This is a genomic window from Caballeronia eucalypticola (genome assembly GCF_047608185.1).
GTDB lineage: Bacteria > Pseudomonadota > Gammaproteobacteria > Burkholderiales > Burkholderiaceae > Caballeronia.
This window is the reverse complement of sequence record NZ_JBLKRU010000010.1, coordinates 64,610-91,315: the sequence shown is the minus strand read 5'-3', so window position 1 is coordinate 91,315 and position 26,706 is coordinate 64,610. Positions and strand designations below refer to the sequence as shown.

Below are 26,706 nucleotides of genomic sequence, written 5' to 3'. Positions count from 1 at the left end.
TCTTGACACTCCTCTTGACACTCATGGAACGTTGTTCCAATATTATCATGGAACGACGTTCCATTGCGTCACTGACTATAGCGACGCCCGAACCAAGGAGCAGGATGAATACTTCAGTTGCGATCATCGGTGCGGGGCTCGGGGGGCTGACGCTTGCCCGGGTTCTCCACGTCCACGGCATTGCCGCGACCATTTACGAAGCGGAAACTTCGCCGAACGCGAGAACGCAGGGAGGCATGCTCGATATCCACGAAAACAACGGGCAGATCGCCCTCAAAGCCGCCGGGCTCTTCGATCAGTTCCTGGAGATCATCCACGTTGGCGGCCAGGCAACGCGGGTTCTCGACAAGGACGGCCAAGTCCTCTTCGAAGATCACGACGACGGCACAGGCGGCCGGCCTGAGGTCCCTCGCGGAGCGCTTCGCCGAATTCTGCTCGACTCGCTCCCTGCCGGCGCCGTCCGCTGGGGACACAAGCTCACAGACGCGTCCGCACTCGGAGATGGACAGCACGTGTTGACCTTTGCCGACGGCACGACCGTGACCGCTGGCCTCCTCGTTGGCGCCGACGGCGCCTGGTCGAAAGTTCGACCGCTTCTTTCCGGGGCGAAGCCGGTGTATGTGGGTACATCGTTCATCGAGTCATATCTGTTCAACGCTGACACTCGTCACATCCCAAGTGCGCAGGCAGTCGGCGGCGGCGCACTGTTTGCGCTCGCGCCGGGAAAAGGCATCCTCGCGCATCGCGAGCCTGATGGCGCGCTGCACACCTATGTGGAGTTGAACAAGCCGCGCGACTGGATCGACAGCATCGACTTCTCCGACCCAGTAGCGGCAAAAGATAGGATCGCTAATGAATTCGAAGGCTGGGCTCCGGCACTGACAGCGCTCATCACCGACGGTGAAACGGACCCTGTGCCGCGTCCCATTCATGCGCTTCCGGTCGGGCACCGATGGGCACGCGTGCCCGGGGTGACACTCCTCGGCGATGCAGCGCATCTGATGATCCCGTCTGGCGAAGGAGCCAACCTCGCCATGTTCGACGGGGCCGAACTCGCGCAGGCTATCGCCGCCCACCCCGGCGACATTGAAGCCGCACTGAGCGCTTATGAAAAGGAATTGTTCCCTCGCAGCGCGGCTGAGGCTGCGGCGGCGGAAGGAATACTCGACCTGTGTCTAGGGCCCGACGCGCCGCAAAGCCTGGTGGATTTCTTTACTTATAACCAGCCCGCGGAATGAGCGACCTGCACGCCGGCAGATTTCGTTTCGATGACTGCTGGTTGATTTCCATGGTCTTGCAACCGTACGCGAGCACGTTGCAGCTCGTATTGCCGGCGTGCGAATAGATACCGCCGTTCGTGCTGCGCAACTCCTCTTGACACATCAGTGACATCGCCGGGAAAGCCGCTCAAAAAATAACGCACGCCCGGTGTAACCGTATCTCGGCAGTTGGCGAAATAGAGTATGTACCCGCTGCGGGTACCGACTACCTCAACCACTGGAGAGATTCAATGTCCGCAAAAACCACTGTTAGCGCCACCCTTCTCGCTGCTATTGTCACGAGCCTGTTTGCATCGGTTGCCCAGGCAGCGCCGCTTACAAAGGGCGAAGAAAGCGCAGCCATTGCTGCTCATAAAGAGAAGTGCTATGGCGTCGCGCTGAAGGGCCAAAACGACTGCGCCGCCGGTCCCGGCACGACGTGTCAAGGTACGTCGACAATGGATTTCCAGCACAACTCGTGGAAGTTCGTTCAGGGTGGAACGTGCACCAGCATCCAGGTGCCGGGCGGCGATCACGGCTCGCTGACGCCGATGGCGTCCTGATACTGCAACCACGAAGAGAACGGGAGCGGTCATGGACGATTTCACGAAAACACCCGCGGCGCGTAGCGCAGACCGCTCCTTTCACGCGTCTTCTGACGTCAGAAAGCTGACCGGCACCAGTTTCAAGCACGGTCATCTTTCTGCGATTCTCGCGGATGAACCAAGCGATGGCTTCTTCGAGGTCCACGCTGAAAACTATATGGGCGCGGGCGGCCCTCCGCATCGGATGCTTGCAGCCATTCGCGAGAACTATCCCGTTTCCCTTCATGGCGTATGCATGTCCATTGGCGGCCCAGACGCGCTGGACGATGTTCATCTCGCGCGCTTCGGGGATGTCGTGAACCGATACGAACCCGCTCTTGTCTCGGAGCATCTCGCATGGTCGTCGCATGGCGGGACGTTCTTCAACGACCTCCTGCCATTGCCCTACACGAAGCAGACACTCGACCGGGTGTGTTCGCACATCAACCAGGTTCAGGACATGATCAAGCGCCCTATCCTGCTCGAGAATCCATCGACGTATGTGGCTTTCGCATCATCGACCATGAGCGAGACCGGTTTCCTTCGAGCGGTGGCGCAGCACACGGGCTGCGGTCTTCTGCTCGATATCAATAACGTTTTTGTATCGGCGAATAATCACGGCTTTTCTGCTGCGGCGTATCTGGCTGACTTTCCGCTTGAACAGGTCGGCGAGATTCATCTCGCGGGGTACAGCGAGCAAATGGATGACGAGGATGAATTGCTTCTCATCGATAGCCACAACCGGGCCGTCGCCGATCCTGTCTGGAAGCTGTACGCAGACCTCGTGTCGCGCATCGGGCCAATGCCAACGTTGATCGAATGGGACAGCAATCTTCCCGAGTGGCACGTGTTGCGCGCTCAGGCATCAATGGCCCGGCAAGTCATGGAAGAACGCGCGATGTCACTCGCCGGGGAGCTCAGTCATGAACGCTGAGAACTTCACGAACGAATACGCAACCACGTTCGCACCCGGCCTGACGGACCCGGAAATTGTCGCGCCGCAGGACGTAGTCGCAAGCGCGAGCAAGGGCGTGATCAAACGCTACAACGTTTATCGCAACAACGTCACGGTGAGCTTGATCGATGCGCCTGCCGCCATCTACCCCGCGATCCAGCGCATTACCGGCGTCGATTTTTTCAGGGCGATGGCGCGTTTCCATGTGCGTGAAACGCCTCCCGCATCGCCATTGTTGTTCGAGTACGGCTGCGATTTCCCGGCGTTTATCGAGTCGTACGAGTACGCACGCGACATGCCGTGGCTCGCGGATACGGCGCGTATCGAGCGTGCCTGGCTGGATGCTTATCACGCGGCTGACTGTGCTGTGCTTGCGGCTGAAGCGCTGGCGGCGGTCGATCCCGAACTGCTGGCCGAGGTGCGTTTCAAAGCGCATCCCGCCACGCGGATTGTGCGATCGCCCTATCCCGCCGTTGCGATCTTCGCGATGAACCGTGCCGACGACCCCGTTTCGCCTCTTCGTTCCAGCGATCGCGAAGACGCGCTCGTGACGCGGCCGGATCAGGACGTGATCGTTTCGCGCCTTCCGCCGGGCGGAGCGGCGTTCCTCATCTGTCTTCTCGATGGCGCTTCCCTCGGCGAGGCAATCACCACCGCATTGGAAGAAGCCCCTTCCTTCGATATCCACGCCAACCTGGCAGGAATGATCTCAGCCGGCGTGTTCACTGCCGTTCAACTTGGAGACACCCAAAATGTCTGACCGACACGATGTTGCACTTCCCATCCCTGCCGCAGTTGTTTCGGTGATTAGCGCGGCGAAGCGGCTGGTTGAGCGCCTCGCGCAACCATGGCTCGTCCAGTTCGTTCTGCGGCTCGCGCTGGCCGTGCCGTTCTTCAAGTCGGGCATACTCAAATGGAGCGGCTTCCTTCAACTCAATGACACGGCTATTGATTTGTTCACCGAAGAGTTCAAGCTGCATCTGCCGGGCGGTCCCTACGCATTTCCTCATCCTGCCGTTTTCGCTTTTCTGTCGGGATGCGGCGAGGTCATGTTTCCGGTTTTGCTCGTGCTTGGATTTGGAACGCGATTCGCGGCGCTTGGCTTGATATTGATGACGTGCATCATCGAGTTGACCGTGCCGGAAGGCTGGCCGATCCACCTGACCTGGCTCGCGATGGCGCTTGCAATTGCAGCCTGGGGACCAGGACGGATATCCATCGATTATCTGCTGGGTGACAAAACATATAGGACCTGATCAGGGATTCTATAGCGACGCGTCAACCCGACCACGGGGCAATTTGCAAGACGATCCGGTACCCATCGAGATCCTCGAATGTTCGACCCAATACGTCCCAATAGGGATTGAACGACTTCACCTGAACGAAACCGTTTTCGATAAAGCGTTCACACGCTGACTGCCAGGCTTCTCGATCTTGAATGTAGAAAACCAGCAAATCCTCCGGTGTCGGAGTGGGCGATACCGGGTGTTCGCGACACTGGGTGAACTCGAAGTGATAGTCCATTCCGGCACGACCGAGCATCACGCCATCAAAGCCTTGATGATCCTGAAATCGCGCCAGCACGACCAGGTTTAGCGCTACGAGATACATGCTCTCCAAGCGAGAAAGATCACTGACGGGTCTTGCGATTCTGAGTTGTGCTTGCATCGGATGGTGTTGTCACGGTGGTGGTTGATGGTCTAAAAACATCTTGCCTGTGAGCGTGGACATTTGCTCTCGCGACACCTATGTCGTGTTTAACGCGCGGGAACAGCTATTCACTCTGATAGCAGGATCTCCAATAATATAGCGAAGCCCCTCTCATACAGATGACGCCATGGCTAAAGCCGAAGACCTTTTACGAAAAGCTCCTGCTATTGCCAATCGACATCAGGCCGCTTGTCAGGGTGACGTATTGGAAATTCGGAATGAGGAAGCCATGCACTCCGCCTCGGCCGCCGCGAACCGCCGAACTTTTCCTCCCGGTTTTCCGGGCTCGAATAGTGCTGATTCAATCGGGTAGCGTTTTACCACGGCATCGAATGAATGCGTTGGTTTCCAAGCCACCATGCGTGCGGCATGAATGCGGCATGCACCACCCCGAGAGACGAGAACATGGTCAGGAAGACAGAAAACGATCCGGTAAAACTAGGCATTGCTTTAATCGAGCAGCAGTTGCTTGCCCTCTTGCTGTACGCCGGCGCGGTCGCTGACCGGACCGGTCACGAGAAACCATTGCCCGATCTTGCCACCGCCTACGGGCTGCTCAGGCGCAAGCTTTTACCCACTGAACCCCAACCACATGTAGAGGATGGGACGCCCGGCGTTGAACGGAAGGCGCTCGGGCTTGAGTCGTCCTGGAACGCGCTTCATCAAGACCCGCAGCGTTTATTGGCGGTGACGAGGCTGGCGAGTACGAACGCGATTCTGGCCGTAGCGGGATTTTTCGAGGCGCATGATTTCTCCGAGTTGCGGACTCCGGAGGTGCAGTTCCTGATGCGTATTCGCGACGCTGTCGCGAATGGCAACATGTTCCAGATCGAGGACGAGCGAATTCCCACCGCGTCTTTCAATGGTCTGATTATTACAAGCCAGTTGAACGGCTCACCCCTTTTCGACGATGGCGTGACGACGGGCTCCATCGATTCCGGAGATGTTGCAGCCCTAATGCGCTATCTGATCGATCACCTGAGTGGCGCACAAACTTTGATCAGCGCCGGCGATGCGGGCTAGAGGGACAGAGCTTGCGGCGGCACTCCGAACGTGTAGGAGTTTTGGGTAATCCATCCGATGACGTTGGCACCATCTACGCTGATTCGTGTCATCCAAGCAGCCGCAGACGAAAAATTGGCCACGCTTTCACGTGAACCGATGTGTCCAAAAACACGAGCTGGCGAGCGTTGCGCACCCGCGCAACTTGCGGCTCAAAAATCTGACGGTGGAACGAAGCCGCCGAATTCGGCTTCTATCAATTGGGCCAGCTTGAGCGGCGTGCGATCTTCGAACGCCGGTCCGATGATCTGGACGCCAATTGGAAGATTCTCCGCCGACATGCCGATGGGAATGGACGTCGCCGGCAGGCCCGAAAGCGTGGCGACGCCCGGCCAGATGAGCTGATCGCCGTAGGGATAACGCCGACCATCGATCACTATTCGCCGTGTTTCCCTATCCGAGTGATCGTGCGGGAACGCAGTCACGGGCGAGACGGGACAGACCAGTGCGTCGAATGTTTTGAAAAACTTACGCCATTGGGCACGCAGTTGAGAACGGGCGTTGTTTGCGATGATCCAGTCGCGGTGGCTCAGCACCGCGCCGCGAACCCGTTCGGCGTCCAGGCCGGAGGCCTCCATGGGCAATGCTGCAGCCTGCTTCTGAAGATTCGCATAGACATCCGCGGGCCAGTTCAGTGACAGGAGGGACATCAGCATCCGCATATAGAGCCGCGCACCCTCTTCGAGATTCGGAAGGAGTTCGCTTTCTTGGGCAACCCGAACGCCCGCTTCCCCAAGGCTTCGAGCAAGCGATTCGATAGCGGTCCGCACGGCGCCGCCGGTCGGCAGCAGCGGATGCGCGTCGAGGATCAACACGCGGAAGTCGCTCAACCGCTCGTGTCGCGGAGCCGGCAGGTCGAGCCTGTAGGCGATCCCCGTATCGATCTCGTCCGGCCCGGCCATGACGTCCAAAAGGAGCGCAAGGTCCTCCGCGCAACGCGCCATCGGCCCGATCACCGCGAGATCGACTGTATCGGGTAGAGGTGGGTAAGGCGGCGGGACATGTCCGCGTGCGGGCACGATCCCGTGCGTGGGCTTGTGGGCATGGACACCGCAGAAATGCGCAGGCATCCGCAGCGATCCGCCGAGGTCGGAGCCGAGCGCGAGCGGCACAAAACCTGCTGCAAGCGCGGCCGCCGACCCGCCCGACGAGCCGCCAGGAGAGCGGCTCACGTCGAAGGGATTGTTAGTTATCCCGTAGATATCGTTATAGCTCTGCCAATCTCCAAGGCCGAGCGGAACATTCGTTTTACCGAGGACAACGCCGCCAGCCGCCTTGATACGCGCGACCGGCAACGCGTCCTCTGTCGGAACGAAATCCTTGTGCTGCGGAAAGCCCCATGTCGTGGGCAGGCCCGCGACATTGAAGGATTCCTTGACGAGCAGCGGAATGCCCAGGAGGGGTCGCCGCTCTCCCTTCGCCAACGCATCATCGGCGGCGCGCGCTGCATCGAGCGCACGATCGAAGTCGCGTACACAGACTGCATTCAGCTTCGGGTCGAGGCTTTCAATTCGGGCGATGGCAGCTTCCGCCAGTTCGCAAGCCGAAATCTCCCTGGCCGCCAGCGCCGCCGTCAGTTCCCGGACAGACTTGTATTTCCATTCGATGTTCGTCATGTGTGCAACCGCTCCCAATGCCAGGCAATGCGGTCCCGCCCGACTTGAGCTGACGGCCGCGATCCACTCCGCGGCGATGTTAACACGCGGGAAAGCAGGGATCGAACCGGAGTACTTTGTGACTATTCTCCCCGCCGCGCCTCGGCCGCCTCGCCCCCCGCCTCCCGCGCCCGCAACGCGAATCCCGCGTATTCACGCTCGAGAAACGGTGCGGCATGTTCGAGCAAGAAACGCCGGAACGCGATGCAAGTCGGCGACAACTTCTTCGAGCGAAGATGAACGATTTGCCACGTGCGCTCGACCGGCGTGCCATTGACGTCGAGCAACGCAAGCTCCTGCGAACGCAATTCGAGCGCAAGCGTATGCAACGAGATCAGGCTCACGCCCATGCCGGCCATCACAGCTTGCTTGATCGATTCGTTGCTGCCCAGCGTCACGCTGCGCGCCGGCGTGAACAAGTGCTGCTTGAACATTTGCTCGGACACCGCGCGCGTTCCCGATCCCGGTTCGCGCAGCAGGAAAGTATCGCCCGCGAGTTCCTGAAGGTCGAACCGGCGCGCATCCCGCAGCGGATGATCGACAGGCCCAATCAATACATGAGGGTGATAAGCCAATGGCTCCGCCGTCGTGCCGAGCTCGGGCGGCGGGCGGCCCATGATGGCGAGATCGGTGGCATTGTCCTGTAGCTGGCGCAGGAGGATCTCGCGATTTCCCACCGAAAAGCGCACGTCCACGCGCGGATATTTCCGCGAATAGGCAGCAAGCAGTTTCGGCGCAAAATAGGTGGCAGAACTGACGATACTCACCGAGATGGAACCACTATCGGCCAGCGACAGCGAAGACATGGCGTCCTCGGCGTCCTTGATCTCGCCGAGTATCCGGCTCGCATGGTGCGACAAGCGTTCGCCCGCTTCGGTCAACGTGAGCTTGCGGGCGACGCGCTCGAACAGCGGCAGCCCAACAGCTTCCTCCAGTTGCCGGATCTGCATGGAGATTGCGGGCTGCGTCAGGTGCAGTTCCTCGGCGGCGCGCGCAAAGCTCGGATACCGGCAGGCGACCACGAAGATCTGCAACTGTCGCAAGGTCAGCGAGCGAATAAAGTTCACTGTAGACGGCCATCCGCGAAGAAAGAACTGTTTCAGCGGCTCGCACGAGGCGCGTTCGCGGCCTTATCCGGTGTCTTCTTGCCGGGCAGCGGAGACAAGGACCGCAGCGCGCCCTGATAACTCAGCGTTTCACTCTGTACCGGATGCGCGAAATCATTGTTCGAACCCGGTACGTCCGTGCGAATCAGCAGCACCTGTCCCGGTACCTCGTCCGACATGACGAAGGTATAGCGTTTGCCGATGTACTGAGGAAAGCGCGCGCCATTCGGATCGCCGAGATAAGGCTGGATTACGATCTGCTTCGCCGGGACCTTCTTGCCCTGCGCGTCGCGCATCACCGGCGTGATCGCCGGGCTAGCGGCGAGCGCCAGGCGGACACGGCGCTGGAAATAGCGGCGCTGTCCGCCCGTCAACTGCTCCATCTCCGCAATGTCACGCTCCAGGAAATACAGGATCACGGGATTGCACGGCATGCCTTCACCGGGCAGCTCCACCTTGCCGGCATGGTCACTCACCAGCGCGTCGCCGTTGGCATTGTCGGCGCTGACTACCAGGACCTTGACCGTATCTTTCTCCTTCGCCGGTGGACCGGTCCGCTCAACAGCGTAGTCGAGTTCCGTCTGAGGCTGAACGCCCTTCAGGTGCGTCGATAGAAAAAGAAGCCGCTCAGCCGGCGCGATCTCGGGACTGGCGCTGCTTGCCGGGTTTGCCGCGCTGGCAGCATCGGCCGCAAACGCTGGGCCGGAAGCAGCCAGCAAGACACTGGCCGCGGCGGCGACCCACCACCCTGTCCGCAGTTTTGCCATACGCGTCCACGCTCTCATTTCGCGTTGGCCTGTGCGGCGGGGGGCTCGCTGATAGCGAGCAACGGAACCTCATAATTCGTCAGTATCTTGTCGATCTTGGGCTGGTTTGCGCCGATCCACTGATCGACCTTCGTCTTCCACGGGCCTTCGCCATAACGCACGCCCATCGATATTTCATAGTCGAAGCGCACCCCCGGCGTTGGCGGGAAAGGAACCAGCTTGACCTTGTCGCCGGCTTGCTTCGCAAAATAACCGGCTATGGGACCCCACAAGAAAACGACATCCACATTACCCGCCGACATGTCGCGCTGGATCATCTCGCCCGGGAATTCCGCAGGGTCGCCGCTTTGCACCTTGTACGATACGGCTTGCTCGATCAGGTTGTTGCCAAGCAGCCAGTCGACAGCGGGTGTGTTTGAAAAGATCCCGAGACGCAGTTTATGCAACTGGTCGGGCGGCAGCTTGAGCAGATCGGACGGTGTTGTGATGGACGCGAATTCCGGCCGGTTCGGGAACACCATCGCGTAAGTGGAGTGGAGCCAGGGACGCGTGGTCGACGTCATGTCGTAGCCCTTCGGCACGCCGATCACCAGATCGCACTTGTAGTCGTCCGTGTCGGGTATCTTCTCGCGCAGCGTGTGCCGGATGAAACCCATGCGCTGCGGAAAATACGTGTATTCGATCTTGTAGCCAAAGTCGCTCGCCATCTGCGCCGCGATCTTGTTTTCGAACCCCTCTCCCTTGTCATTCGAAAGCGGCATGTTGTTCGGATCGGCGCATACACGCAGCACGCCGTCGGCTCCGTCGTTGTGAGGCAGCGCGGGACCGTCGGCATGCGCGGTACTGAACCCAAGCACCATGCACGCAGCCACGAGCGCCGTGCGCGCGAACGCGCCAGGCTTGCGATAAGTTCCGTGAGCTACACAAACGCCATAAACAACATAAGCGTCAGACATCAGTCCTCCGGTAAAGCGTGATACAGGCGGCGTGATACAGGCGCCAACGTCGGCGCCGCTCGGGCAGCGCGGATGTCCAGTGCGGGGCTTATTTCGCATCGATCGCCTGCAGGTCGCCCGGCTTGATCTTGCCGTCGGAGCGCCCCTTCAGATACGCAAACAAGTTCTGCCAATTCTTCTGCATCATGTTGCTGGAGCTGAAGTCGGGCATACCCTTGTCAAGACGTCCGCCGAACACTGTCCGATGAAACTCCGCTGGATCGATGGTCTTGAACGCATCGATCAGCGACGGCCCCACCATGCCCTGCTGCTGCGCGCCGTGACAACGTTCGCAGGCAAGCGCGCGCCAGGTTCGCCAGCCTTGCAACGTGTTGTTATCCACCTTGTTGCCATCGACAACCTGGTAGGCAACCGGCTTCATTTGCGCCGGATCGGTCTGGGCGTATGAAGCGGGTAACGTCGCCAAGGCTATCGCCAGCGGCAAGAGTATTCGGCCTTTCATTGCACGTGTCTCCTTCGGTTTGAACGTGCTGCGTCATGCGTCTTGCACGCAAAGAGCGCAGGGTTGAAACGATGTGTGCCGTGTCCCGGGTCCGGGACACGCCCGGCCGCCTCGGTCATGCAAGGCCGGCCGGTACGTGTCGTCAAGCTTTCCCGGAGCTCGACGACCGACTGGAAGAGGCTGAAGCTGCGCCCCCGTCAACTCGGGATGGCAAACACAAACAGCGTGCCGCCAAGTGCCGTGTACTTCGCGAGTTCGCGGTAACCGCCAACCGCGCCCAGACCTTCCGTGGACTTCTCAAGGCCTGCCGCCATGCCGATACCCGCCCATCCGCCAATGCCGGAATAGACACCGACGAACTGCTTGCCCTGGTACTCATACGTGAACACGTTGCCGATGATTCCGGAAGGTGTCTTGAACTTCCAAAGCTCCTTGCCATCCGAGATGCGAACAGCTTTCAGGTAGCCTTCGAGCGTGCCGTAGAAGGCAATGCCGCCTGCGGTCGCCAGCGCACCTGACCATACCGAGAATTTCTCCGGCTTGGACCATGCGATTTTTCCCTTGCTGGCGTCCCAGGCAATGAAGTTGCCCATCGCGCCCTTCTCGTTCGGGCCCGGGTACATCGACAAGGTCGCGCCCACGTATGGCTGACCGGACACGTATTCAACCTCGAACGGTTCGTAGTCCATACACACGTGATTGGTCGGGACGAGGAACAGGTTGCTCTTCGGATCGAACGCAGCCGGTTGCTGGTCTTTCGAACCCAACGCCGCCGGGCAGATGCCCTTCACGTTATGGTCTGGACCTGCCGCCTGCGTCGAATAAGCCGCGTTGCGAATCGGCAAGCCGCTCTTCAGGTCCACGCGGTCAGCCCAGTTCACCGCCGGGTCGTACTTGTCGGCAACCAGCAACTGTCCTGTTTCGCGATTGAGCGTGTAGCCAAAACCGTTGCGGTCGAAGTGGACGATGGCCGGCACTTTCTTGCCGTTCATGGGCAGGTCGGCAAGAATCATTTCGTTCACGCCGTCATAGTCCCACTCGTCGTGAGGCGTCATCTGGTAGACCCATTTCGCTTGTCCCGTGTTCAGGTCGCGGGCGAAGATGGACATCGACCATTTGTTGTCGCCGGGCCGTTGCGTCGGATTCCAGGTGCCGGGGTTGCCCGTGCCGTAGTACACAAGATTCAGCTTCGGATCCCATGCATACCAGCCCCAGGTCGTGCCGCCTCCTGTCTTCCACTGATCGCCCTTCCAGCTCTTGAGCGATGAGTCCGCGCCAACCGGCACCATCTTGCCGTCGGCCCAGGTCATGGTCTTGTCGGGGTCGAGCAGCATTTCGTTGTCCGGACCGGTGCTGAAAGCGGTCCAGACCGGCTTGCCGGTCTTGATGTCGTAGGCAATCAGCCGCCCGCGTACGCCGAACTCGCCGCCTGAAATGCCGGTGATCACCTTGTCGCCGAATACGTGCGGCGCGTTGGTGTTGGTTTCACCCGCCTTCGCGTTGCCGTTTTGCGCGGTCCATTTCACGTCGCCGGTTTTTGCATCCAGCGCAACGAGTTTCGTGTCGGCTTGCTGAAGAAAGATCTTGCCGTCACCATAGGCAAGCCCGCGATTGACCGTGTCGCAACACATCACCGACACCACTTGCGCGTCCTGCTTCGGTTCGTATTGCCAGATGAACGTCTGGTCTTTCAGGTTGATCGCAATAACCTTGTTGGGAAATGGCGAGTGGATATACATCGTGTCGCCGATGACAAGCGGCGAACCCTCATGACCGCGCAACACGCCGGTCGACATGGTCCAGGCGACCTGCAGCTTCGCCACGTTACTTTCATTGATCTGCTTAAGGGGGCTATAGCGGTGATTGGAATAATCACCTGCTTGAGCGGCCCAGTTCGATGAGTTCTTCATCAGGGCGTCGAGCTGCGAATCGGCCTGTGCAACAAAAGAGTTGAGGGCCGTTACCGCAACCACCGCCAGTCCGAGAACCAGGGTGCGTAATTTCATGTCTCCTCCAGAATGTGTTGCCGTCCGACTCAGGGATGACCCCACCGCCTATGCCCCGGGCGCGCCTTCACCGGTGCGGGCAGCGAGCTGAAGTTCCGCCCGGTCAAATGCCGGGCTGCTGTTTGCGAAGACGAATTGCATATTCCATGCCGGAATTTCTCCCGTTGTCGAATCTGCCGTTGGAGAGCGACTGAGATTGACGGAGATCGGCAGGGCGTGGCACCGATTGCTGCGGGCGTCCATGCGAAGGGAAAACCCCGAGGGGACGAATAGCATCACGATGGCGCGAGGGTGAGACGCTTCATTCGGATTACGACACATACTGTGTCAAATCCGCGATACACACTCCAATCTGAAAGGCGCTGCAAACTCAGTGCTCCCAGCAGCGGGCGGTGCGCTGCAGCAAGGGCCGTGGCGCGAGGCTGTTATTCAAAGTGCGAGGCCCGTCTTCATGCAGGCTGGCGCGGTGTTTGCAAAGCATCTTCAAGTTGAACCCCGGTTGAGGTTCGCTACGAACGAGCGTGGGAGGGATCGCCATGACCAGCACACAACCCGAGAGGGTCTACTCCGACGATGAGATCCAGCAGCGTCTCACCGGCCCGCTCCAGCACTGGTATATGGAGGACGGCTGGCTGCGCCGCAAGATCAAGACGGAAGGATGGAAAGGCACGCTGATGGTGGTGAATACCGTCGGGCACCTCGCGGAAGCGGCGTGGCACCACCCGGACCTGACGGTGTCATATGCGTTCGTCACCGTGAAGCTGAAGACGCATTCGGCCAAAGGCATCACCGATAAAGATATCGCGCTCGCGACCAAGATCGAGGAAGTGATCCAGTGGCAACCCGGGCTGGAAGGAGGAGCGCTGGAAGGCACCCCGCGCGACGACCAGCGTTTCCGCTATATCAAGTACGACGCACCGAAGGCCTGAGCAAGGTCGCGAATCCGTTGGTACGGCTCTTGCCTTGAAGGCCACGCACCCGGCTTCACGGCCACGGCTTTGACCACGACATCGAACCCAGGGACACTCGCGATGCAGCTTCGCCTGGATCATGAATCGGACCAACGAACGGACCACGAATCGGACACCGCGTCGCCGCTTACGACTGTAACGGTCGACGCCCCCGCGCGCCTGCACCTGGGTTTTCTCGACCCAAGCGGGTCACTGGGACGCGCGTTCGGCAGCGTCGGATTGACGATAGATGCACCCGGTACGCGGATCACCGCGCAATATATCGATCATGCCGATCATGCCGGCGAGACGCAGGTGGCCGGTGCCCACGCCGACGCACAACGCGAGCGCATCACGCACTATCTGGGCTTGCTGCACGACGCTTACGGCGGCCCGCCAGTTCGGATCGATGTCCGGCGTGCTCCCCGCGCACACGCGGGCCTCGGCTCGGGCACGCAGCTCGCGCTGGGGGTCGGTACGGCGTTCGTCAGGTTGCTTGGGCGGACCGCCTCCACAGCAGAACTCGCGCGGCTGCTCGGACGCGGCGCGCGCTCCGGCATCGGCACGCTCGGTTTCGATCACGGCGGATTGATCGTGGACAGCGGGTCCTCTGCTCGCTCCGGGGCGCATCATGAACCTCACGTTCCATCGATCCTGACCCGCCTGCCGTTTCCCGACGCATGGCGCATCCTGCTTGTCGACGACACCCGTCAGGAAGGCCTTCACGGCAACGAGGAACGGCGAGCGCTCGCGACCCTTGCTCCCTTCCCGAAAGAGCTTGCCGCGCACCTGTGTCACCTCGTGCTGATGCTCGTGCTGCCCGGCATTGCAGAACATGATTTCGATGCGTTCGCGAAAGGGATTAGCGAACTGCAGCAGACCATCGGCGAATATTTCGCGCCCGCTCAAGGCGGCGTATTCTCAAGTCCCACGGTCGCCGCGGCGATCAACGCCGCCAAAGCCGCCACGCAGCACCGCGCGGGCATCGGCCAGACGTCGTGGGGACCCACCGGTTTCGCGTTCGTGCAGAACGCCCAGGATGCCGAACGCGCGCTGGCCGCCGCGACGGACGTCACGCGCGGCATAGCCGGCGTCGTGTGCTCGGTAGCGGCGGGAAGCAATCGCGGCGCGTCCATCCATGCCGTCGGCCTGCAACGCTGCCACAGCGGTCTCGCTTAAGCGCCGCGCGAATCGAGCCACTAACCACCGGAAACGAGTCCATTCCCATGCCCGAAGCCACAGAACGGCCCTACATCCTGCACATGTTGACGGCCACGCCGCAGATGAGTCCCTTCGACGTCAACATGGCCGCCGATGCCGGTTATCAGGTCATCGTTCCCTATTGCAATGTCGGTGCGAACGACGTCGTCACGCTGACTCAGGACGCGATTTTTTCGCGCGGTCCGAAAGGCGTGTCGCGCACGGGGATCTTCATCGGCGGACGTGACGTCATGCTCGCCGCCGATATGCTCGACACCGCGCGCCACGCCATGGTGCCGCCCTTCGAAGTATCGGTATTCGCCGATCCGAGCGGCTCGTACACGACCGCCGCCGCGCTCGTTGCGCTCGTCGAACGTCATCTGAAAGCAGCCCACGGCGCGGAGCTCGGCGGCAAGCGCGTACTGATTCTTGGCGGCACCGGCGCGGTGGGACGCGTGGCGGCCGCCATAGCTGCATCGCTGGGCGCGCAGGTCCTGATAGCGAGCCATTCGGACATCGCCCGCGCGACCCGCGTGAGCGACGAAGTCAACCAGCGTTTCGATATCGCGACCACCGGCGTTTCGGTCCACACGCGCGATGAATTGCATCACGCGCTCGCGAGCGCCGAGGTCGTGATGGCAACGGCCGTCGCGGGCGTACAGGTCATGAGCGCAGCCGACGTCGCGGTCGCCAAACACCTGCTGATCGCCGCCGATGTCAACGCCGTGCCGCCCGAAGGTATCGCGGGCGTGCATGTCATGGACGATGGCAAACCGCTTGCCGGCGCGGTTCGCGAGGACGCGCTCGCAATCGGGGCGCTCGCGATCGGCAACGTCAAATACCAGGTCGAACATCGGCTGTTCCTGCGGATGCGCACCGGCGTCAAGCCGGTCTATCTCGGCTTTCCCGAAGCGTTCGACGAGGCTCGCGCGATTGTTGGCGACACCACCTGATGGATCGTTCGTTCATGACGCCCGGCACCCGTTCCGCGCAAGCTCCGTACATCGCGGCCGTCGGCTTGTCAGCGCGCATGCTTGCCCAGTCCGCGCGTCGCGCGGGGCTGAACGTGGCCGCGCTGGATATCTTCGGCGACCGCGATACACGGCGTTATGCGCCGCTATGGTTCGATATCGGCGGCGAGGGTTTGTCGATCGACGCTCAGCGTCTCTTTGATGCACTCGAACGTACGGCTCGGTTGCCACGCATGCTCGGCTTCGTGATGGGCAGCGGGCTTGAGCCGCTGATGCAGGATTTGTGCAGTGCACAGCGATTGCCGCGCCTGATAGGGAATAGCGCCGGCGCAAGCGCTGCCGTGCGCGAGCCGCGCCGGTTTTTTGCGCTGCTGGATCGGCTGGGCATCGCGCATCCGGAGGTCTGCTACGCGGCTCCATTGGATCCCGCCGGCTGGCTTTTCAAACGCGCCGACGGCTGCGGCGGGACACATATAGAAGCACTCGATTCGACATCGAACACGCCGGCGGCTAACGGCTATTTCCAGCGCATGAGCGCAGGACGTTCGATGTCCGCGCTGTTTGTCGCGGCACGGAGAAAAGCGTCCGTGATCGGCTTTGCACAGCAGCTCAGCGAGTCCGTGGGCAACCGGCCGTTCCTGCACACCGGGTCGATCGGGCCCGCCGACATCCCGCCGCAAATCATGGACGACGTCACGACGGCAATCAGCGCGATCGTGGCGAACACGGGTCTCGTGGGGCTGAACAGTATCGACTTCCTGCTGGACGGCGACACGTTCCAGGTCCTCGAAATCAACGCGCGCCCTTCATCGACGATGACACTCTACGAAACCGCCGCGCCCGATGCATGGCCGCGTGGCCTGATCGCGTGCCACCTCGATGCGTGTCTCGAAGGACGTCTGCCAACGCGAACATCTCCCGCTTCGACTCGATCCAAAGCCGGTCAGCGCGTGGTGTTCGCGCCGCGCAGTCTTATCGTCTCCGGCCCCTTCAGCGACGCCTGCCTGACCGACCCCGCGTGCCACGACGTACCGCATCCAGGCATGCGAATCGGCGCGGGCGAGCCGGTCTGCACGCTCGTCGTCACGCAGCCCTCCACCTCCACCGTCCGCGACGAACTCGGGCGCCGCGAAGCGCTCGTTTTGCAACGCATCGAAACCTGTCATGAGCACACTGATGCCGTCATCTCTTCCTCCGCCTGAGCTCAGCGTCAACGCCCTGAGCGAACGGCTTGCCACCCGGCTCGTCGACCACGCCGCGCGGCTGCGCATAGCCGTTTCGCGCACGCCCCACGGCACGACAATTGTCGACGCGGGTATCGACGCAATGGGCGGCATCGAAGCGGGCGTGCTGATCGCGCGGCTGTGCATGGGCGGTCTCGGACGGGTCGCCGTGCGCTCGAGTCTCGACGCCAATCCGCCCTGGCCGAGCATGATCGAGGTCCATACATCGTCACCCGTGCTCGCCTGCCTTGGCAGCCAGTACGCGGGGTGGAGCTTGTCGGCGACGAAGGAGCAAACCGGCGGCAAGAAGTTTTTCTCGCTCGGCTCAGGCCCGGCGCGCGCGCTCGCGGGCAAGGAAACACTCTTCGATGAACTCGGCTATCGCGACCGCCACGATCGCGGTGCGCTCGTGCTCGAAGTGGACCGCTTGCCGCCGCCCGTCGTGATTGAAAAAATCCTGCGCGACTGTGCATTGGCGCCCGACAAACTCACGCTGGTCGTGACGCCGACACACTCTGTCGCGGGAACGGTGCAGGTCGTCGCGCGGGTGGTCGAAGTTGCACTGCACAAGACGCATGTGCTTGGCGTGGACCTCAACGAGATCATCGAGGGCAGCGGCACGGCCCCGTTGCCACCGCCCGCGCCCGACGGAATCCAGGCGATGGGCCGCACCAACGACGCCATTCTCTACGGCGGCCGTGTGCACCTGACCGTGAAAAGCGATGCCGTCGCGCAACGGCTCGCGGCAGAATTGCCGTCATCGAATGCGCGTGATTACGGGCGTCCTTTCGCCGATATCTTCACATCGTTCAACTACGATTTTTATCAGATCGACGCCGCGTTGTTCGCGCCCGCCGAAGTGTGGGTCGGCAGCCTCGAAAGCGGCTTGACCTATCACGGCGGCAAGCTCGACATGGCGCTGCTAGACGCCCAATGGAGCGGTACTTCAGGCACTTCGGGCACATCAACGCCGCAATCTGGCGCGGGGCAGACGCCATGAGCCCGGGGCTTCGGGTCGCCATCATGACCGACGAAACCGGCTGGCACACCGGGCGCCTGAAGAAAGCATTTCTCGCGCGTGGCGTGGAGGCGCGCTGCGTGGATCTGGCGCAATGCCGCATCGATACCACGTGGGCGCCGCACGGTCTCGCGATCCCGGGCTTTGGCCACGCGCTGCCCGATGCGGTATTCGTACGCGGCATCGCGGGCGGGACGTTCGAGCAGGTCACGCTGCGGCTCGGCATCTTGCACGCGCTGCGCGAATGCGGCGTGCCGGTATATAACGACGCACGCGCGATCGAGCGCAGCGTCGATAAGTCGATGACCAGTTTCCTGCTCAACCTGCATGGTGTGCCAACGCCCGCCACATGGGCGGGAGAATCGGCGGCCTTCGCGCAGCGGGTGCTGATGCGCGAGGCGGCCGCGAACCGCCGGGTCGTGCTCAAGCCGCTGTTCGGATCGCAGGGCAAGGGGTTGCGACGGCTGGGCGCCAACCGTCGCGACGGGTCGCTCGCCCCGTTGCCGTCGTTGCGGACATCGGGGCAAGTCGCTTATCTGCAGCGCTACGTGGAAACCGCGCGGCCGGGCTTCGACTGGCGTGTCCTCGTGATCGGCGGCCGGGCGGTCGCGGCCATGCGGCGCGTGGGCGGCAAAGGCTGGATTCACAACTTCGCGCGAGGCGCGAAATGCGAGCGCGCGCCGCTCGATCCCGTCCTGGCCGACACGGCCGAGCGGGCGACCCGTGCACTCGGCCTCGACTATGCGGGCGTCGACCTGATTCTTCCTCAGCGCACGTCCAGCAGCTGCGGCGATGCACATCGCCCCCTGGTGCTCGAAGTCAACGGCGTGGCGGCGTGGCGCGGCTTGCAATCGGTGACGGATGTTGACATAGCCGCCGCGCTCGTTGACGACCTGCTAGCGCGCAGGCTCGCGGCGCACGCGCCTCTGAAGACCGCCGATGCCCCCACATAGCCCCCTCCCTCTCGCAACGGCAAGAGCAGCCTTTTTAAGGGCTTGCCGGCTCGATGTGGAGACCGCAAAGCCGGGCAATGTGAGCATCGACAACCCCGGTCACGGCATGACGGCGTCGCAATTCATCGCGAGCGCGGACGTCGCGGCGGATGCGCTGTTCGCACCCGCCGCGACGGTCGGCACGCGGATTCTCGATGCCGTCAGCGGCACCCGCGAGACGGCTGGCTGCAACACCAACCTCGGCATCGTATTGCTGGTCGCCCCACTCGCCGCGGCGCTTGAAATCCACGGCACCGACGCGAATGTCACCGCGTACCGCACTGCAACGGAACAGGTGCTGCAAAAGCTCGATATCGACGATACCCGCGCCGCTTATCGCGCAATTGCGCTCGCGAATCCCGGCGGTTTGGGCGACGCGCCCGAACAATCGGTCCACGACTTGCCGAGCGTCGATCTTCGCACTGCGATGGCGCTCGCTGCCGATCGCGACAGCATCGCGCGTCAATACGCGAACGGATTTCGCGACGTGTTCGAAACGGGCCTGGAAACCGTACGCCGCGATCATCGTTCGGGACATTCGCAATCCGCCGCGGCGATCACGCTCGAGGTGTTCCTGGTCTTCCTGAGCGGCTGGCCCGATTCACACATTGTGCGCAAGCACGGCCTGCTCGTGGCGCAGAGTGTCACGCGCGAGGCGCGCGCGCGCCAGGACGCGATACACCGCGCTCGGGCCCGCGGCGGCGTCGCAAATGAACTGCATGCCCTCAGGGAGTGGGACGCTGAACTCAAGGCACAAGGCATCAATCCGGGCACGAGCGCGGATCTCACGGTCGCTACGCTGTTTGTCGCAGGTGTCGTGGACGGCATTCCGGACGGCATCTGAGCGCACTGAGGCACGCGGTGCCGCCCAACGCTGCGACGGTAACCCGCCATTGGCACGGAACATGATAGGAACAGCCATGGTTCTCAACCGGCTCCGGGCGGCGTCAATTCACGCCGTTCGCGGGCTGACCGCCAAGCGGGCACATTCAATATCCAATCACTGGAGGAACAGCATGGCCAAAATCAACCGCGTCATGGTAGGCGAGTCGCTAGTCGGCGACGGCAACGAGGTCGCTCATATCGACTTGCTGATTGGACCGCGCGGCTCTGCTGTCGAGACCGCGTTCTGCAATGCCCTGACTAATAACAAGGACGGCTTTACGTCGCTTCTGGCGGTCGTCGCGCCTAATCTCATCACCCGTCCGAATACGGTGATGTTCAACAAGGTAACCATCAAGGGCGCAAAGCAGGCCGTGCAGATGTTCGGTCCTGCCCAGCACGCCGTCGCGCTCGCCGTAGCGGATAGCGTTGAAGACGGCACGATTCCGAAGGACGAAGCCGACGATGTTTTTGTTTGCGTGGGCGTGTTCATTCACTGGGAAGCCGAAGACGACAAGAAGATCCAGGAATACAACTACAAGGCTACCCGCGAAGCGATCCAGCGCGCGGTTGCCGGAGAACCGAGCGCAGCCGATGTAGTCGCGAAGAAAGCTTCCGTCGCGCATCCGTTCGCGGCCAACTGAAGCGCGGCGCGGTTCTATGGCGTGGTGTAAAAAAATCGGGTCTGGACGCGGCCGCTCAAGATATTCGTGCGTTACTCATGCGTTATTCATGAGTCGTTCACGACAACAAGCGGCCCGTCCAGTCCTTCATTCAACCGAGGAATGACTTTTTTTGGAGAGGCTCCGGCATGACCTCCAGATGTCGCACGCGGCTGCTGATTGCCTGTCTCGTGCTCGCACCGTCACTTGCATCGCCGCTTGCATGGGCGGCGGACCCGTCGACCGATCCCGTTGTTCCGGCCGCCGGCAATCCGGCACAAGGCCACGATTACCCCACTCAGGGCCGCGTGGAATACGTGCTCGGCTGCATGGATGACAACGGTCACGACTTCGCCAACGTATATAAGTGTTCTTGCGCGATCGACCATATCGCGGCGGTTCTTCCCTACGACGACTACGTCGAGCAAATGACCTTCTCGAAATATTCGACGCTCGGCGGCGAAGGCGGCAACGAGTTTCGCGTGGATCGGGCCAAAGCCCAAACGAAGAACTTTCGTTCGATTCAGACCGACGCTTTTCGCGCGTGTGGCGTGACAAAGTCCGCTGCCGCAACCAAGTGAAGCACCCGCAGAGTGGCGAGCACTTCAAAGCGCGAAGCTTCGCGCGTCCCTTAAGCGTCCTGACGATCAGTTCGGGATAAGCCCTTTCCCGAGGAAAGCGCAGGTGACGGCTTGCGCGCTGACCGGCTGACGCCTGCGTTCAATTAGAACCCCGACCGATTCCACATCGGGAAACTTTGCAGGCTTCGCAAGCGATACCCGGACCCAATGCGCCCCAAAATCGGCAATCACCAACTGAGCAATTTTCTCGGCAAGACGTTCGAGCAACTGCACGCCGTGCGAGGCCAGCAATTGATGCAGTGCATCGTGGACGGCCGCATAATTTACTGTGTCCTCGATACGATCCGTCGCACAGGCGCGGATCGACGGCACGCCAATGGTGAGGCTGATACGCACGGGTTGCGGGTCCCGCAATTCGCTGACGTCGATACCGATCACCGTACTCCCGGTAAACCCTTTGATGTAGACGATGTCCATGGGCACATCGGTGGCAGCTTGTGGTGCGGTATCGATGCAGGGAAAGTGGGGAATCACACCCGTTTGCGCGCTCTGCAGCGTGCCCAGCGAAGAACGTGTGGGTCGAACCGCATCGAAAAGCTCCATGAATAACCTCCGTTGGCGATTGCAGGGAAAGGGCTGTGGGCGTGCCATTGACGAACAGATAGCCGCAGCAATGTGTGTCGCGGAATCGATACAGCGTGTGAGCGTTTTGTACCGCCTGGCATGAGGCTTTCCGTCAGGCGCTCACACGCATGCACACGCGGGCCTGTTGCCGCGGTTTCAGCAAGTCGCAAGCAAAAATCGGGCGCAGCGGCTAACACTTACGCGACTACTTATTGAACCCTGGCGCCATAGGAGGTAAAGTTTTGCCGACGCGGTTAAGTTCATAAAACGTCAATACGTATCGCTTCGCGCGCATGCGGACCCAGAAAAACGCAGCGCAGGGGAACACCATAGATACGGCGCCGCAGTGACCTGCGAATTCTCGCGGGCACGAACCGGACGCCCCGGAGACAAGCCCCATGTCGTCGTTTGCAGACAGTAACGTGCACGTCCGGGAAGTACTGAACATCGTCAATAATCAGTTGCCGACTCGCCCGACAAGCGACTCCGTTGCGCAATCATGGACGCGTTGCCTGAAGGAGTTCAGGCTCGATCCGGCGCGTTTCGTGATGCCGCCGGTGCTGACCCAGCCCGAACTCACCGCGCGGCGCGAAGCGGCCAGCGACCTGATCGCATGCTCGAAACTCGAGATGACGACGCTCTACCAGCAGCTCGCCGACCCGGAACTCGCCGTTGTACTCGTCGATGCCGACGGTGTGATCGTGCATCAGGTGGCGTCGGTGCCGTTCGGGGAAGCCATCGCCGCCGACGGGCTGCGCGTAGGTGCGTTATGGAGCGAGCGTGAAGCCGGCACCAACGGCATGGGAACGTGCCTCGCCGAGCGCGAATGCATCGCGGTCTACCAACACGAGCATTTCTATCCGCGCTATACGTCGCTGACTTGCTCGGCCGCGCCCATCTTCAATGATCGCGGTGAAGTGGCCGGCGTGCTGGACGTAACCAGCCGTTCGAAACTGCTGCAGCAGCATTCGCTGGTGCTGGTGGGCATGTCGAGACAGATGATCGAGAATCGCCTGATCGACGCGCGGTATCGGCATGCGAACATGATCCACTTCCATAGTCGGCCCGAATTTGTCGGCACGCTGCATGCCGGAAAACTTGCTGTCAGCGATGACGGTGTCGTGCTCGCGGCCAGCCGCAGCGCGCTGTTCCAGCTCGACTTCCGCTCGCATGCGGAGCTGTGCGGCAAACGCATCGAGGAAGCGTTCAACGTGTCGCTCGAGGACATGATTGCCCGCAGTATCCGCGGCTCGTTCCATCCGGTGACCGTCTATAGCGCCAGCGCAAACAACCGTTTTTTCCTGATCGCCCAGACCCCGCGCGATGCAGCGACCAGCGCGACCCGCATCTTCATGAACGACCCCACGAGCCGCGCGGTGTCTACCGCCGCGCGTGCCGCCCGGCCCGCGCGAACAGCCAGGGAAGTGCCCGGCCAGGCGGGGCGGCTGGAGAAACTCTCGCACCTTGAGTTCGGCGATCCGCGCATGGCGTCGCAGATCCAGCTTGCTGTGCGGGTAATCCAGCGCAAGATCCCGATCATCCTGCGGGGCCAGACCGGCACCGGCAAGGAAGTCTTTGCCAATGCACTCCATAGCATCAGCCCGAATAGCGGCGGCAGCTTTGTTGCGGTGAACTGCGCGTCGTTACCGGAGAACCTGATCGAGAGCGAATTGTTCGGCTATCGCGCGGGAGCGTTCACGGGTGCGCAGCGTGAAGGACGGCGGGGCAAGATCGTGCAGGCGAACGCGGGAACGCTCTTTCTCGATGAAATCGGCGACATGCCGATGGCATTACAAGCGCGGCTCCTGCGCGTGCTGGAAGAGCATGAAGTCACCCCGCTCGGCGCTGAAACCACGGTCAAGGTGGATTTCCAGTTGATTAGTGCAAGCCACCGCAACCTGCTGGAACTGGTGCAGAGCGGCGCGTTCCGCGAAGACTTGTATTACCGGCTCAACGGCATCGAGATCAACTTGCCGCCGCTGCGCGAACGGGCCGACGCGCTCGCGTTGATCCATCATTTGCTTGCCAATGAATCGGACCCGGATGAGCCGCCGGCGCTTAGCGCCGAGGCGCGGCATGCGCTGTTGAACTATGCATGGCCCGGCAACATCCGCCAGTTGCGCCACGTGCTGCAAATGGCGATAGCGCTGTGCGACGGGCCGGAGATCGACTGCTCGCATCTGCCGCCCGAGGTCGTGCAATATGCGGGCACAACGCCTGCCGCGCACCTGGGACTGGCGACCGGCATGAGCGGCACGCCCGTGACCGGACCGTTCCCGCATGGCGCCGACGATGCCGACACCTCCGAGCTCAACGCGATCCAGGTCAAGGAGCGCGAGACCGTACTGGAACTGCTGGATGAGCATCGGTGGAACGTCAGCAGCGTAGCGAAAGGGCTCGGTATCAGCCGTAATACGCTGTATCGGAAGATGCATCGCCTGCATATCCGGTTATCGCATGACGGGTCCGCCACACCGTGGAATTCATGAGCGCGGGTTCGGGTTCGGGTTCGGGTTCGGGTTCGGGTGCGGGTGCGGGTGCGGGTGCGGGTGCGGGTGCGGGTGCGGGTGCGGGTGCGGGTGCGGGTGCGGGTGCGGGTTCGCCCTCGCCTTTGCCCGCTCGCAGGCTTGACCAGTTCAAACCCAACGCGGGTTTTGCGTGGTGCGTGACCGGCTCGGGGCACATGATCGAGGAATCCATCGAGCTTGCCTGCAAGCTGCCGGGCGTGGACCTGTTTTTGTCGTCGGCGGGAGAGGAAGTGTTGCCGCTGTATGGATGGCCGCTGCCGAAGCTACGCGAGCACTTTCGGGTATTTCGCGACAACAGTGCGAGCGGGGTTCCCGTCGGCATGCTCTATGAAGGCAAATATCATACGGTCGTGATCGCGCCCGCGACGAGCAACACGGTCGCCAAATGTGTGTTGGGGATTTCCGACACGCTGCCCACCAATTTGTATGCGCAAGCGGGCAAACAGTGCATACCGGGCATTGTTTTCGCATGTGACACGGCGCCGAGCGTGATCACCCAGAGCCCGCATGAATGGGTCGAGGTGCGGCCGCGCAGTGTCGAGCTCCGGCATGTGGAGCAACTGGCGCTGATCGAATACACGACGGTGGCGCGCTCGCTCGATGAGTTGAAGGCAGCGCTTGATCAACGGCTGTCGACGCTCGGGCTCGCATGGACCACATCGTCTTCCTGACTGGCAGGCTTGCTGAACACAGTTTGCAACGGGTGCTCGAGGGCATGGCGCCCACGCCGTTCACGTGGGGGATCCGTGAGATCGGACTTCAGGTAGCCGCGCTGATGACCGCCGACATGATCCGCCGGCGCGTCCCTGTGCCGCTTGCAGCCACGCGGATGATCGTGCCGGGACGATGCCGTGGCGATCTCGACGCGTTGAGCGCGCACTTCGGCGTGCTGGTCGAACGCGGTCCGGAGGAGGTTAAGGATTTGCCGCGGTTCTTCGGGCGTGAGGCGCGCCACTTCGATTTGTCCCGATACGAGACCGAGATTTTCGCTGAGATCGTCGATGCGCCGCGACTCGATATTGACGGCATTGTCGCGCGGGCTGCCGTGTATGCGTCTCAGGGAGCCGATGTCATCGATGTCGGCTGCCTGCCTGAAACACCCTTTCCGCATCTGGAAGACGCGGTGCGTGCGCTGAAGGAACGTGGGTATCGGGTGAGCGTGGATTCCATGCGTACCGAGGAGCTCGTGCGGGGCGGCCGTGCCGGTGCGGACTACCTGATGAGTCTTAATCTGGATACCTTATGGATTGCTGATGAAGTTCCCGCCGTGCCAATTCTCGTGGCGCGGGAGCCGGGCGATCCAGGCTCGCTCGATGCAGCGATCGATGTGCTTCTGGCTCGTGGGCGATCTTTTCTCGCCGATCCCATTCTTGATCCGATTCCGTTTGGACTGGCTCAATCGATTGCGCGTTATGTCAGGTTGCGGGCGCGCTATCCGGAGATCGGCATCATGATGGGCATTGGCAATGTGACGGAGCTGACCGAAGCCGATACGAGCGGAATCAATGCGGTGTTGCTGGGCATGGCTGCGGAATTGCGGGTTAGCGCGGTGCTGACTACATCGGTTAGTTTGCATGCGCGGCGCGCTGTCAAGGAGGCCGATGTTGCGCGGCGGATCATGCATGTAGCACGCGACGCGCAAGTCTTGCCGAAGGGGATTTCCAGCGACTTGTCGGCGTTGCATGCGAAGCGGCCTTTCCCTTATGACGCGGCGGAGATTGCGGTGATTGCGCAGGCGGTGCGTGATCCGAATTTTCGGGTTCAGGTCGCGGCTGATGGCATTCACGTTTATAACCGCGACGGGCATGCTGTTGAGGGAGACCCGTTCGCACTTTATCCGGGGCTTGGGCTGGAGGCCGATGGAGGGCATGCGTTTTATATGGGCGTGCAATTGGCCCGTGCGGAGATTGCCTGGAAGCTGGGGAAGCGGTTCGATCAGGATCAGGCGTTGGACTGGGGATGCCAGGTGGAGGTGGATAGATCCACTGCGGATCTTGAGTGCTGGGCGGCGCCGGGGAGTACTCGGAAGCGTTCGTGAGGGGGTTGTTTTGCTGGCGGTTTGTTTTTGGGGTTTGGGTTGGACTTGTTCTTCGCGTTAGTGGTCTGAGTTTTTTCCGGGTTGCACGGGTTCTCGCGCTGGTGGTCTGGTTCATTGCTGGGTTGCACGGGTTCTCGCGTTGGTGGTCTGGTTCATTGCTGGGTTGCTGCTTTCAAGGTCTTCGCGCGTTTTATGTTGGATGTTTTCTTTATCACTATTAGCCACTGCGCGTGGCGGCGCGTCATTTCTTTGTCCAAAGCGACAAAGAAACGAAGCAAAGAAAGCGCTTTCACCGCTCTACCCTAAGTGTCCACAGCGTGCAGTTTCTATTCATTGGTGCCCCAAAAGCACGGTGCTCGCAAGAGCTTAGGATGTGTGAACCCCTCCTTCTCGCGAATCCTGACAGTAAAACGCTTCGCCCCGTACGCTCTCGGGCTAGCACTAGCGACTGAACCTGCCCAAGAAGCGCCCCGCG

General features: G+C 61.4%; 26 protein-coding genes. 18 read left to right on the top strand and 8 right to left on the bottom strand.

What is annotated here, in order from left to right; genetic code table 11:
- Positions 1 to 104: 104 nt before the first annotated feature.
- From ACMX25_RS14160 to ACMX25_RS14140, 5 genes are all read left to right on the top strand, one after another.
- A complete protein-coding gene (locus ACMX25_RS14160; protein ID WP_414950571.1) occupies positions 105 to 1,238 on the top strand; it encodes an FAD-dependent oxidoreductase in 1,134 nt (377 codons plus the stop codon).
- Positions 1,239 to 1,510: 272 nt separating this feature from the next.
- Positions 1,511 to 1,822: a BufA1 family periplasmic bufferin-type metallophore gene (locus tag ACMX25_RS14155; RefSeq protein WP_414950570.1), complete on the top strand. Its 312-nt coding sequence runs from the start codon at positions 1,511 to 1,513 to the stop codon at positions 1,820 to 1,822.
- A gap of 31 nt (positions 1,823 to 1,853) precedes the next feature.
- The gene (gene bufB, locus ACMX25_RS14150; RefSeq protein WP_414950569.1) at positions 1,854 to 2,777 is read left to right on the top strand and encodes an MNIO family bufferin maturase; all 924 of its coding nucleotides are present in this window, start codon (positions 1,854 to 1,856) and stop codon (positions 2,775 to 2,777) included.
- A complete protein-coding gene (locus ACMX25_RS14145) occupies positions 2,767 to 3,558 on the top strand; it encodes an HvfC/BufC family peptide modification chaperone (protein WP_414950568.1) in 792 nt (263 codons plus the stop codon). The genes bufB and ACMX25_RS14145 overlap by 11 nt, the downstream gene beginning before the upstream one ends.
- Positions 3,551 to 4,054 (top strand): DoxX family protein, encoded by a 504-nt coding sequence (locus ACMX25_RS14140; RefSeq protein WP_414950567.1) that lies wholly within the window; start codon positions 3,551 to 3,553, stop codon positions 4,052 to 4,054. The genes ACMX25_RS14145 and ACMX25_RS14140 overlap by 8 nt, the downstream gene beginning before the upstream one ends.
- Before the next feature lie 22 nt (positions 4,055 to 4,076).
- Here ACMX25_RS14140 and ACMX25_RS14135 read toward each other — a convergent pair whose 3' ends face one another.
- On the bottom strand, positions 4,077 to 4,466 hold the full coding sequence (locus ACMX25_RS14135; RefSeq protein WP_414950566.1) for a VOC family protein: 390 nt from the start codon (positions 4,464 to 4,466) through the stop codon (positions 4,077 to 4,079).
- 447 nt (positions 4,467 to 4,913) lie between these two features.
- Here ACMX25_RS14135 and ACMX25_RS14130 point away from each other — a divergent pair, with 447 nt between their 5' ends.
- Complete coding sequence (locus tag ACMX25_RS14130; RefSeq protein ID WP_414950565.1) at positions 4,914 to 5,531, top strand: hypothetical protein; 618 nt, start codon at positions 4,914 to 4,916, stop codon at positions 5,529 to 5,531.
- 191 nt (positions 5,532 to 5,722) lie between these two features.
- Here ACMX25_RS14130 and ACMX25_RS14125 read toward each other — a convergent pair whose 3' ends face one another.
- From ACMX25_RS14125 to ACMX25_RS14100, 6 genes are all read right to left on the bottom strand, one after another.
- Positions 5,723 to 7,186 carry an amidase gene (locus tag ACMX25_RS14125; protein ID WP_414950564.1) on the bottom strand — a complete coding sequence of 488 codons (1,464 nt, stop codon included), beginning with the start codon at positions 7,184 to 7,186 and terminating at the stop codon, positions 5,723 to 5,725.
- Between the two features lie 122 nt (positions 7,187 to 7,308).
- Entirely contained in the window at positions 7,309 to 8,292 is a 984-nt protein-coding gene (locus ACMX25_RS14120) for a LysR family transcriptional regulator (protein ID WP_414950563.1), read from the bottom strand.
- 32 nt (positions 8,293 to 8,324) lie between these two features.
- Positions 8,325 to 9,098 (bottom strand): hypothetical protein, encoded by a 774-nt coding sequence (locus ACMX25_RS14115; RefSeq protein WP_414950562.1) that lies wholly within the window; start codon positions 9,096 to 9,098, stop codon positions 8,325 to 8,327.
- A 14-nt stretch (positions 9,099 to 9,112) separates the two neighbouring features.
- Positions 9,113 to 9,958, bottom strand: a complete 846-nt coding sequence (locus ACMX25_RS14110) for a substrate-binding domain-containing protein (protein WP_414950692.1) — start codon at positions 9,956 to 9,958, stop codon at positions 9,113 to 9,115.
- A gap of 184 nt (positions 9,959 to 10,142) precedes the next feature.
- Complete coding sequence (locus ACMX25_RS14105; protein ID WP_414950561.1) at positions 10,143 to 10,556, bottom strand: c-type cytochrome; 414 nt, start codon at positions 10,554 to 10,556, stop codon at positions 10,143 to 10,145.
- Between the two features lie 197 nt (positions 10,557 to 10,753).
- On the bottom strand, positions 10,754 to 12,562 hold the full coding sequence (locus ACMX25_RS14100) for a methanol/ethanol family PQQ-dependent dehydrogenase (RefSeq protein WP_414950560.1): 1,809 nt from the start codon (positions 12,560 to 12,562) through the stop codon (positions 10,754 to 10,756).
- 536 nt (positions 12,563 to 13,098) lie between these two features.
- Here ACMX25_RS14100 and ACMX25_RS14095 point away from each other — a divergent pair.
- From ACMX25_RS14095 to ACMX25_RS14055, 9 genes are all read left to right on the top strand, one after another.
- Positions 13,099 to 13,491: a 4a-hydroxytetrahydrobiopterin dehydratase gene (locus ACMX25_RS14095; RefSeq protein ID WP_414950559.1), complete on the top strand. Its 393-nt coding sequence runs from the start codon at positions 13,099 to 13,101 to the stop codon at positions 13,489 to 13,491.
- Between the two features lie 102 nt (positions 13,492 to 13,593).
- Positions 13,594 to 14,691 carry a beta-ribofuranosylaminobenzene 5'-phosphate synthase family protein gene (locus ACMX25_RS14090; protein WP_414950558.1) on the top strand — a complete coding sequence of 366 codons (1,098 nt, stop codon included), beginning with the start codon at positions 13,594 to 13,596 and terminating at the stop codon, positions 14,689 to 14,691.
- A gap of 47 nt (positions 14,692 to 14,738) precedes the next feature.
- On the top strand, positions 14,739 to 15,665 hold the full coding sequence (locus ACMX25_RS14085) for an NAD(P)-dependent methylenetetrahydromethanopterin dehydrogenase (RefSeq protein WP_414950557.1): 927 nt from the start codon (positions 14,739 to 14,741) through the stop codon (positions 15,663 to 15,665).
- A 14-nt stretch (positions 15,666 to 15,679) separates the two neighbouring features.
- A complete protein-coding gene (locus ACMX25_RS14080) occupies positions 15,680 to 16,885 on the top strand; it encodes an ATP-grasp domain-containing protein (protein ID WP_414950690.1) in 1,206 nt (401 codons plus the stop codon).
- A complete protein-coding gene (gene mch, locus ACMX25_RS14075) occupies positions 16,848 to 17,906 on the top strand; it encodes a methenyltetrahydromethanopterin cyclohydrolase (protein WP_414950556.1) in 1,059 nt (352 codons plus the stop codon). Before ACMX25_RS14080 ends, mch begins: the two co-directional genes overlap by 38 nt.
- Positions 17,903 to 18,877, top strand: a complete 975-nt coding sequence (locus tag ACMX25_RS14070) for an ATP-grasp domain-containing protein (RefSeq protein ID WP_414950555.1) — start codon at positions 17,903 to 17,905, stop codon at positions 18,875 to 18,877. Before mch ends, ACMX25_RS14070 begins: the two co-directional genes overlap by 4 nt.
- A complete protein-coding gene (locus ACMX25_RS14065; protein WP_414950554.1) occupies positions 18,864 to 19,760 on the top strand; it encodes a triphosphoribosyl-dephospho-CoA synthase in 897 nt (298 codons plus the stop codon). The genes ACMX25_RS14070 and ACMX25_RS14065 overlap by 14 nt, the downstream gene beginning before the upstream one ends.
- A 172-nt stretch (positions 19,761 to 19,932) precedes the next feature.
- Positions 19,933 to 20,442 (top strand): formaldehyde-activating enzyme, encoded by a 510-nt coding sequence (fae, locus tag ACMX25_RS14060; RefSeq protein WP_414950553.1) that lies wholly within the window; start codon positions 19,933 to 19,935, stop codon positions 20,440 to 20,442.
- 167 nt (positions 20,443 to 20,609) lie between these two features.
- Positions 20,610 to 21,041: a hypothetical protein gene (locus ACMX25_RS14055; protein WP_414950552.1), complete on the top strand. Its 432-nt coding sequence runs from the start codon at positions 20,610 to 20,612 to the stop codon at positions 21,039 to 21,041.
- A gap of 66 nt (positions 21,042 to 21,107) precedes the next feature.
- On the opposite strand, the gene ACMX25_RS14050 is transcribed toward ACMX25_RS14055, so the two are convergent.
- A complete protein-coding gene (locus tag ACMX25_RS14050; RefSeq protein ID WP_414950551.1) occupies positions 21,108 to 21,644 on the bottom strand; it encodes a dihydroneopterin aldolase in 537 nt (178 codons plus the stop codon).
- A 419-nt stretch (positions 21,645 to 22,063) separates the two neighbouring features.
- Between ACMX25_RS14050 and ACMX25_RS14045 the strand changes: the two genes are divergently transcribed.
- From ACMX25_RS14045 to ACMX25_RS14035, 3 genes are read left to right on the top strand one after another with little or no spacing between them, the layout of a single operon-like run.
- Positions 22,064 to 24,154, top strand: coding sequence for a sigma-54-dependent Fis family transcriptional regulator (locus tag ACMX25_RS14045; RefSeq protein ID WP_414950550.1), 2,091 nt, complete (start codon positions 22,064 to 22,066; stop codon positions 24,152 to 24,154).
- A complete protein-coding gene (locus ACMX25_RS14040) occupies positions 24,151 to 24,864 on the top strand; it encodes a flavoprotein (protein WP_414950549.1) in 714 nt (237 codons plus the stop codon). Before ACMX25_RS14045 ends, ACMX25_RS14040 begins: the two co-directional genes overlap by 4 nt.
- A complete protein-coding gene (locus tag ACMX25_RS14035) occupies positions 24,843 to 26,231 on the top strand; it encodes a DUF6513 domain-containing protein (protein ID WP_414950548.1) in 1,389 nt (462 codons plus the stop codon). Before ACMX25_RS14040 ends, ACMX25_RS14035 begins: the two co-directional genes overlap by 22 nt.
- Positions 26,232 to 26,706 lie beyond the last annotated feature (475 nt).